The 7507-nt window shown below is 43.1% G+C and carries 7 protein-coding genes; 6 read left to right on the top strand and 1 reads right to left on the bottom strand.

Annotation, left to right across the window (positions count from 1 at the left end):
* From KIH41_RS12630 to KIH41_RS12620, 3 genes are all read left to right on the top strand, one after another.
* Positions 1-1042, top strand: a 1042-nt coding sequence (locus tag KIH41_RS12630) for a DUF4249 family protein (protein ID WP_214162610.1), incomplete at its 5' end; no start/stop codon positions are given.
* Between the two features lie 81 nt (positions 1043-1123).
* On the top strand, positions 1124-2227 hold the full coding sequence (locus KIH41_RS12625) for a DUF4249 family protein (protein ID WP_214162609.1): 1104 nt from the start codon (positions 1124-1126) through the stop codon (positions 2225-2227).
* 158 nt (positions 2228-2385) lie between these two features.
* Entirely contained in the window at positions 2386-3102 is a 717-nt protein-coding gene (locus tag KIH41_RS12620; RefSeq protein ID WP_214162608.1) for a putative periplasmic lipoprotein, read from the top strand.
* A 196-nt stretch (positions 3103-3298) separates the two neighbouring features.
* Here KIH41_RS12620 and KIH41_RS12615 read toward each other — a convergent pair whose 3' ends face one another.
* The gene (locus KIH41_RS12615; protein WP_214162607.1) at positions 3299-3967 is read right to left on the bottom strand and encodes a class I SAM-dependent methyltransferase; all 669 of its coding nucleotides are present in this window, start codon (positions 3965-3967) and stop codon (positions 3299-3301) included.
* 298 nt (positions 3968-4265) lie between these two features.
* Here KIH41_RS12615 and KIH41_RS12610 point away from each other — a divergent pair, with 298 nt between their 5' ends.
* From KIH41_RS12610 to KIH41_RS12600, 3 genes are all read left to right on the top strand, one after another.
* Positions 4266-5636 carry an undecaprenyl-phosphate glucose phosphotransferase gene (locus KIH41_RS12610; protein WP_214162606.1) on the top strand — a complete coding sequence of 457 codons (1371 nt, stop codon included), beginning with the start codon at positions 4266-4268 and terminating at the stop codon, positions 5634-5636.
* A gap of 377 nt (positions 5637-6013) precedes the next feature.
* Positions 6014-6922 (top strand): universal stress protein, encoded by a 909-nt coding sequence (locus tag KIH41_RS12605; RefSeq protein WP_214162605.1) that lies wholly within the window; start codon positions 6014-6016, stop codon positions 6920-6922.
* A 3-nt stretch (positions 6923-6925) separates the two neighbouring features.
* Entirely contained in the window at positions 6926-7504 is a 579-nt protein-coding gene (locus KIH41_RS12600; protein WP_214162604.1) for a 2'-5' RNA ligase family protein, read from the top strand.
* Positions 7505-7507: the final 3 nt, after the last annotated feature.

Genomic DNA, 7507 nt, shown 5'->3' with positions numbered 1-7507 from the left:
TGTGCCTGAGCAGGAAAGAAAAATAGCCGTGGATGGCTGGGTGTCCAATGACCCCAACATGACCTATGTGAAGGTCTACTACCCTGCCGCCTTTCAGTCCGGCTCATTTAACCGCTATACCGATAGGCCCGAGATCAGGCGGATGTATGTGGAAACCGAAACTGCGGGGCGAAATATCGAGTTTGAATTTTCCCTGGCCCTGGATTCCCTTGTAGGGAGTTATCTGCCCGTGGGTGATTTTGAATTGGATGTAAATGAAAGGTATCGGTTGAATTTTATCCTTCAGGACAGAACGCACTACCAGTCCACCTGGCAGGAAGTGGCGCCGGCGCCAAAAATTAAAGAATATCATTATGAGGCAGAGGAAAAGCTGGTATTTATAAATCCCGTATTTGGTGAGCCTTTTGGGCAGACTCAGGTTTTCTTGAATGTCAATGTTGAGCTCGAAACACAGTCAGAGAATGCGTATGGTTATTATTTTAAGACAAAGGGAATTGAGGAAGTTCATACCCAATTCGACCCTGAGGAACCACGGCCTTTGGAATGTCAGTGTACCTGCTATATATACTATGATATTTTAAGTCCTAAAATTAATATCAATCCATATTATTCAAATACAGAGTTGGGAAGCGAGGGACGTTTTAATGTGGTAGCTCTGCCCATGAATAGGCTGGGGAGGTTTTATGTAGAAATAGATATGTATGGTCTGAATGAGTTTCAAACTTCATATTTTGGCTTGATCCAAGCTCAACAGGAAAATACGGGGAACATATTTGATGCAATGCCTTCAAATATAAAAGGTAACATAACCAATCTCTCCGATGAAAAAGAAGTCGTATTGGGCACCTTCTCCACTTCCAATTATAAATTTGATTTTAGGATGGTGAGAAGGGTTAATTTCTATGCTTCTCAACATGGTTTTCGCTACAGGGTAGAGGCCATTCCCATTTTGAGAGAGGGGATGAATATTTGCGTGGATTATTATACCGAAGGCACTATGGAAAAGCCGGAAATTTTTGACCAAGTTATTTTTGAGGATTAAATTTAAACATACTAAGTGTATTTAAACGAGTTATTTAATTTGAGATTTTGAATTTCATGATTAAAGCATCATCTTTAGTTGATGGATAGGCTCGGTAAGCTATGTGTGTTTTTTATTTTTATCCTACAGGTTTCCTGTATAGATGAGATCCGCATCAATGTGCCTGAGCAGGAAAGGAAAATAGCCGTGGATGGCTGGGTGTCCAATGACCCCAACATGACCTATGTGAAGGTCTACTACCCTGCCGCTTTTCAATCCGGCTCTTTCAATCGCTATACCGACAGGCCCGAGATCAGGCGGATGTATGTGGAAACCGAAACTGCGGGGCGAAATATCGAGTTTGAATTTTCCCTGGCCCTGGATTCCCTTGTAGGGAGTTATCTGCCTGTGGGTGATTTTGAATTGGATGAAAACGAAAGGTATCGGTTGAATTTTATCCTTCAGGACAGAACGCACTACCAGTCCACCTGGCAGGATGTGGCGCCGGCGCCTGAGATAAAGGATTATCATTATCAAGGAGAGGAAAAGTTGGTATTTATCAATCCTGTTTTTGGAGAGGCTTTTGGGCAAAAGCAAATTTTCTTGAATGTAAATGTGGATTTGATAAGAAAATCAGAGGATTCGTACGGGTATTATATGAAAACATCTGGGATGGAAGAGGTTCATACGCAATTTGATCCTGAAGCTCCCCCAATAGAATGTAGATGTACCTGCTATTTGTTTTTTACTTATTTGGATGCGAAGATCAATATTGAACCCTATCCTACAAACATTGCTTTGGGGGAAAGTGGAAGATTTAACGTGGTAGCCTTACCCATGAATAGGCTGGGAAGATTTTTCGTAGAGATTGATATTTATGCCCTAAATCCATTCCAAACCACCTTCTTGGCTTTAATTGAAGAGCAGCAAGTCAATACCGGTAATATTTTCGATGCTATGCCCTCCAACCTAGCAGGCAACATTGTTAATCTTTCGGATGAAACCGATAAAGTGTTAGGCACATTTTCAACTGCCCATCATAAATACGATTACAGAATGGTGAACCGAACCAATTATTATGCGGCCAACCGGGATTTGGCATATAGAGTGGAAGCATTGCCTATCAGCAATTATTGTGTATCCTACTACACCGAAGGCACCATGGAAGTGCCCAAGCCTTTCCAGCAGATTATATATGACTATTGAAAAATGTACTAGGTACTAAGTACGATGTATTTGGCAGGTTTAAATGGATTCTTGGTAGGATATCCTTCTTTTAGCGTGGTGATAACCTCTGAAATTTTTTACCTATAAGTTTAGGAAAATTAAAAGTTTTATACCTATCTTCGTTCAAAGAAAAAAATATGAAAAGATTATTACCATTGATTTTTGCCGTACTTCTATTGGTTTCCTGTCAAGAAAATGGAGAACCAGTGATCCAGGAGGAGGCAACTGAGGAGCTTGTGTGGGAGTTTTCCTATACCATTGATGGGGTGGAATATACCGGCAATTCCGTAAATGGAAATGGAACAGGGGTTCTACAAGCTTATTACGTTTCTCACAAACCCACCTTTGAGGAGTATGATTCACTGTTCTTCATGGTTTCAACAACTATGAGAGAAAGATCAGGTGATGGAAGTTTGAAAGTTATATTAGGTAAAAAGTATCTAAAAGAGCAATTAAAAATCAGAACCGGGAATCATTATACGCTATATGAGGAAGATAGAAGGGATTTTATTCAAGAGGGTATGTATCCTTTTTCCTTTGACTATGACAGACACAATTCCCAAGATGGGGTAGCTCTAGAATTGGCTATGCTAGATGAAAACGAGCATCGCCATTTCCTCACTACACATTCTACCGCCCCCTATGGCTTTGAAACTCTGGTAAATGATGATGCACAAGCTGATTCAAGTTTTGAGATTCTCAAAGTGGGCACTACTCCAAATGGAAATACCTATATAGAAGCAAAATTTGAGGCTACCGTTTTTGGTTTTGAAGGCAATGGTGTTAAAACCAGCATTCAGAGAGAAGTTACCAATGGCTTTGTCAGAATGCCCATAAGCTATTTCGATTTTTGAAATGATGCTTTAACTACTTTGTACTAAGTATTATGTACTATGTACAAAGTAGTTTAAAGTAAATACCGTTATTTATTTTACTTTTAGTTGCTCCCTCAGTAATTTACCCACTATCCACGAAGTGGATAGATCGTAATCTCGCCGCGAATACTTAGTACTTAGTACATCGTACTTAGTACCCATTTTTTCTTCTACATTAAAACCTAAACATCGTCACCGACTTATTCATCCCAAGGAATTTTTCCAGGTAAACCTCCCCGTCAGGGAATAGGGTTTTCATTTCCTGGATGCTCAGGAGGCGGATTTCGTCGAGGTATTGGCGAGCCATGGAGGGCTCCCAGCGATTGAAGCGGCTGAGTTTTGTTTTGGTAAGGATGTTGAAGGCCAGGCCTTTTGGCACAAACTGAAAAAGTGGAAGGGCATAGTGGGGCTCGATGACAAAGTTGCGGTTTGGCGTCTGCACAAAATAACTCTTCCCTACCCTACTGATTTCCTTGGCCATTTTGACCTGATTTTCCCAGGAGTAGAGGTGCTCAATCACGGAGTTGGAAAAAACCAAGTCAAAGCTGTTGTCTCCAAATTCAGGCATATGGGTGGCATCTCCGGCCAGAGCCCTGAAATTGGGCAGGCTAACGGGAAATTCGATCAGGTTCAATACCGTAATTTCAAGGTTTCTTTTCTTGAGGATGCTTTTTCCCTCCCAATAGGCCTGGGTGCCCCCCACATCTAGAACCCTGATTTTTTGATTTTCAGGAAATTTTTCTTCCACCAGCTTCTCAAAGAACCTAAACCGCTCCTCCCTGAATTTCTTACCCAGCGAGCCGTCTGTTTCTGATGAGGCTAATAGAGATTTTATTGGTAGCATTATATTGTTGGTTTGGAGCCTTGCGGCCAGAGGACCGAAGACGGAAGACCGAAGACGGGAATACTTTCGGTCTACAGTCTCCGGTCTTCCGTCTTATCAATTTCCAAATATCGCAATAATTGGCGGTCAAATTGCAGGAATGGGTTGACAAATCTGTGCGGATTAATCAAAGATAATGGTAGTGAGTCATCAATATTTGATTATTTTTGCATTGAAATCTAACTAGGTTTTCATAAAACCTTGAAAGAACAACATTGAATTACCCTGCTTGTGCGGGAACAAGTCGGTCTGGATTTTTATGGCTAAACGCTTCTATAAAAATTTCCCATGGCTTTTTAGCCTGGGAGATGCTTTCATAATTGTACTGTCACTTTTGCTTTCGAAAGTGATCCTAGGCTCTATTTTTAATACTGAGCTTTCTTCGGATGTATTTTACCTCGGGTTTCTGATGGTATGGCTGGGCGTGACCCTGTTTAGGAAGGATTACAAACTCGGCAGGACGACAGACTACAGCCAAACCCTGAAGCAGCTTTTTGGCTCCGTGCTCTGGTTTGTGGCCATCATCTCGGTATTGTGGGTGTTGTTCCAAACCTATCACCTGAGCAGGCTGTATCTTTTGATCAATGTGCACATGATGCTTATCTTGTTGAGTGTTTACCGCGTGGCTGTGCATATTGCCCTGAAGCAATACCGCATCAAAGGCGGAAATTACAGAAATGCGGTGATCATTGGTAAAGGTGGGGCCAGCAACCGATTGGCCCAAATGCTTTCGTACCGCAGGGATTTTGGGATCAACTTTCTGGGTTATTTTGACGATGCCTTTACCTGTATGGAAACGAAAGGCAAGGTATCTGATTTCTTTGATCAGGCCGAACAGATGGAGCTTGACCTCATCTACATCAATGAAAATCTGGAAGCGGATAAAATCAAGCAGATTATCAATTACGCCGACGATAAGTGCATCAAGGTGAAAATCATTCCTGATAAGAGCCTTCAACTTGAAAAAAACCTTTCCTTTTCGAAATATGGCGACTTTTTGGTCATCAATGTCAACGACATTCCATTGGACCATGTAGTCAACCGTTTTGCCAAAAGGGCTTTTGATATTATTTTTTCTTCGCTGGTGATCGTGTTTATCCTGAGCTGGCTGATTCCTTTGGTGGGTTTGTTGATAAAGTTGGAATCCAAGGGGCCAATATTTTTTATACAGGAGAGAAATGGGGAAAACAACCGGGTATTTAGGTGCCTGAAGTTTCGCTCCATGACACCAAACGACTATGCGGATACGCAGCAGGCGGTAAAGGATGACCCACGGGTGACTACCATTGGGGCACTATTGAGAAGTACCTCATTGGATGAAATGCCGCAGTTTATCAATGTACTTTTCGGGGAGATGTCCATCGTGGGGCCTAGACCGCACACGGTGCCGATGAACCAGACTTTTAAGCAGAGCATTGAAAAGTATAACACGCGGCACAAGATCAAACCGGGTATTACCGGCTTGGCGCAGGTGAAGGGCTATCGTGGGGAAATCGAGATGCCCTACCAAATCCGGTCCAGGGTGAGGTTGGACTATTTCTACATCCAAAACTGGTCTATCTGGCTGGATCTCTCCATCGTAGTGAAAACGGTGCATGAGTTGATGTTTAATAGGGAGAATGCGTATTAGGAGACCGGAGACGGAAGACAGAGGGAAAAGGGACACAGAGTTCCACTGAGTTTTAAAGGAGTTTCACAGAGTTTCCTTCTTCGCGGAGACAAATGGGTCACCCGCCACGGCGGGCAGGCAAGGGCACCAAGTAAAAAAACAAGTTGCACAAAGTTTTATTTTAAGTAGCTCTTTGACTTACCTGCCGGCCCCAATGAGCGCAGCGAATTGGAAGGCTCCCGAAAGTAAAAAACGGTCAATGGCAGAACAACCTCGGCATTGCCCCGAACAGGACTTGTCCTAGAAATACTTAGTACTTGGTACCTGGTACTTTGTACCCTTTAAAAATACCAAACACGTTAAAAATCTAATTTTAGCGCTTAATTGTACTACCCCCCATGAAACAATTCCAAAAAGTACTAGTAGGTCTTGACCTTACGGAGATGGACCAGATCCTGATAGAGAAGACAGGCAAATTGGTGGACCTGTTGGGCATTGAGAAGATTTATTTTGTCCATGTGGAAAAAGATTTGGCTTTGCCAACAGAGGTGATCAAAACCTATCCAGACCTGCTGGCGCCCGTGGATGAGGCCATAGAGAGGAGCATCCGAGAGAAAGCCCAGAAGTTTATCCCCGCAAAGGTGGAGATTGATATCAGCGTGAAGGAAGGAGATCCCATGGCTACCATCTTGAGGTGGTCAAAGATCAAAAACATCGATCTGCTGATTATGGGGCGCAAAATTGTGCTGGAAGGAAGCGGTACCCTATCAAAAAACCTTGCCCAGAAGGCTCCCTGCTCGGTGTTGTTTTTGACCGAAAACCTGAAGGTCAAAGAAATAGATAATTTCTTGGTGCCGGTGGACTTTTCCGAATATTCCCACCTTACTCTTAGCCTGATGGAGGAATTGGCGCAGAAGTTTAAGGCCAAAATCACTTGTCTGCACATTTATGAGGTGCCAAAGGGGTACTATAAAACCGGCAAATCCTATGAGGAATTTGCCCAGATCATGCTGAAAAATGCCCAGAAGGAATACGGGGAGTTTATCAGAAAAAACAAGTTGCCTGAATACGACTGTAAATATGTGCTCAAGGAGGATAAACATGCCTCTAAATATATTTTGGAAGTTGCCAAAGGCCTGGAAACGGATATGATTCTGATGGGCAGCCGGGGAAGGACAGACTCTGCGGCCCTACTCATTGGGAGTGTAGCCGAGAGGTTGGTGCATCTCAATTATGAGATTCCGATGCTGATCTACAAGACAAAAGGGGAAAACATGGGCTTTTTGGAGGCATTGTTTAAAGTGTGATCCATGCCCGATTACGCCAAATACTATATAGCAATTGTACCGGAGGGTGAAATCCAGGAGAAAGCTACAGGGCTGAAATTGGCCGTCAGGGAAAAGTTTAACTTCAAATATGCCTTAAAGTCTCCGGCGCATGTGACGCTAAAAATGCCATTTAGGTACAATGAGGCAAAGGAGCAACAACTGATAGGGAAGTTATCCACATTTTTAGCCGAGCAGCCGGCTTTTGAGCTAGAGCTTAAGGGGATCGGTCGTTTTGGGCGGCGTGTCCTCTACATCCGCGTCAGTCAGCCCCCTGAATTGATGACGTTGCAGCATGAGCTAGGGGGCTTTTGCAAGCGGGAACTGAAGACCATAGAAGAACTGGCCGACAAAGCTTATAATCCCCATATGACTGTAGCATCCAAAGATGTGAAAGATGCACGATTTGATGAATGCCTGGCGTATTTGAAGGAGACAGGTTTTTTTGAGCGCCTAAATGTGGATAAAGTGGCGCTGTTGAAAAAGGAAGACAGGAACTGGGAGGTGGTGGTTCAAATTGTACTAGGTACCAAGTACCATGTACCAAGTATTTCTAGCGATTGACGT

Origin of the sequence: Litoribacter ruber (assembly GCF_018500185.1) — a bacterium.
In the GTDB taxonomy this organism is placed as follows: Bacteria; Bacteroidota; Bacteroidia; order Cytophagales; family Cyclobacteriaceae; genus Litoribacter; species Litoribacter ruber.
Note: the sequence above shows the minus strand (reverse complement) of the source record. Positions and strands in the feature narration are given on the sequence as shown.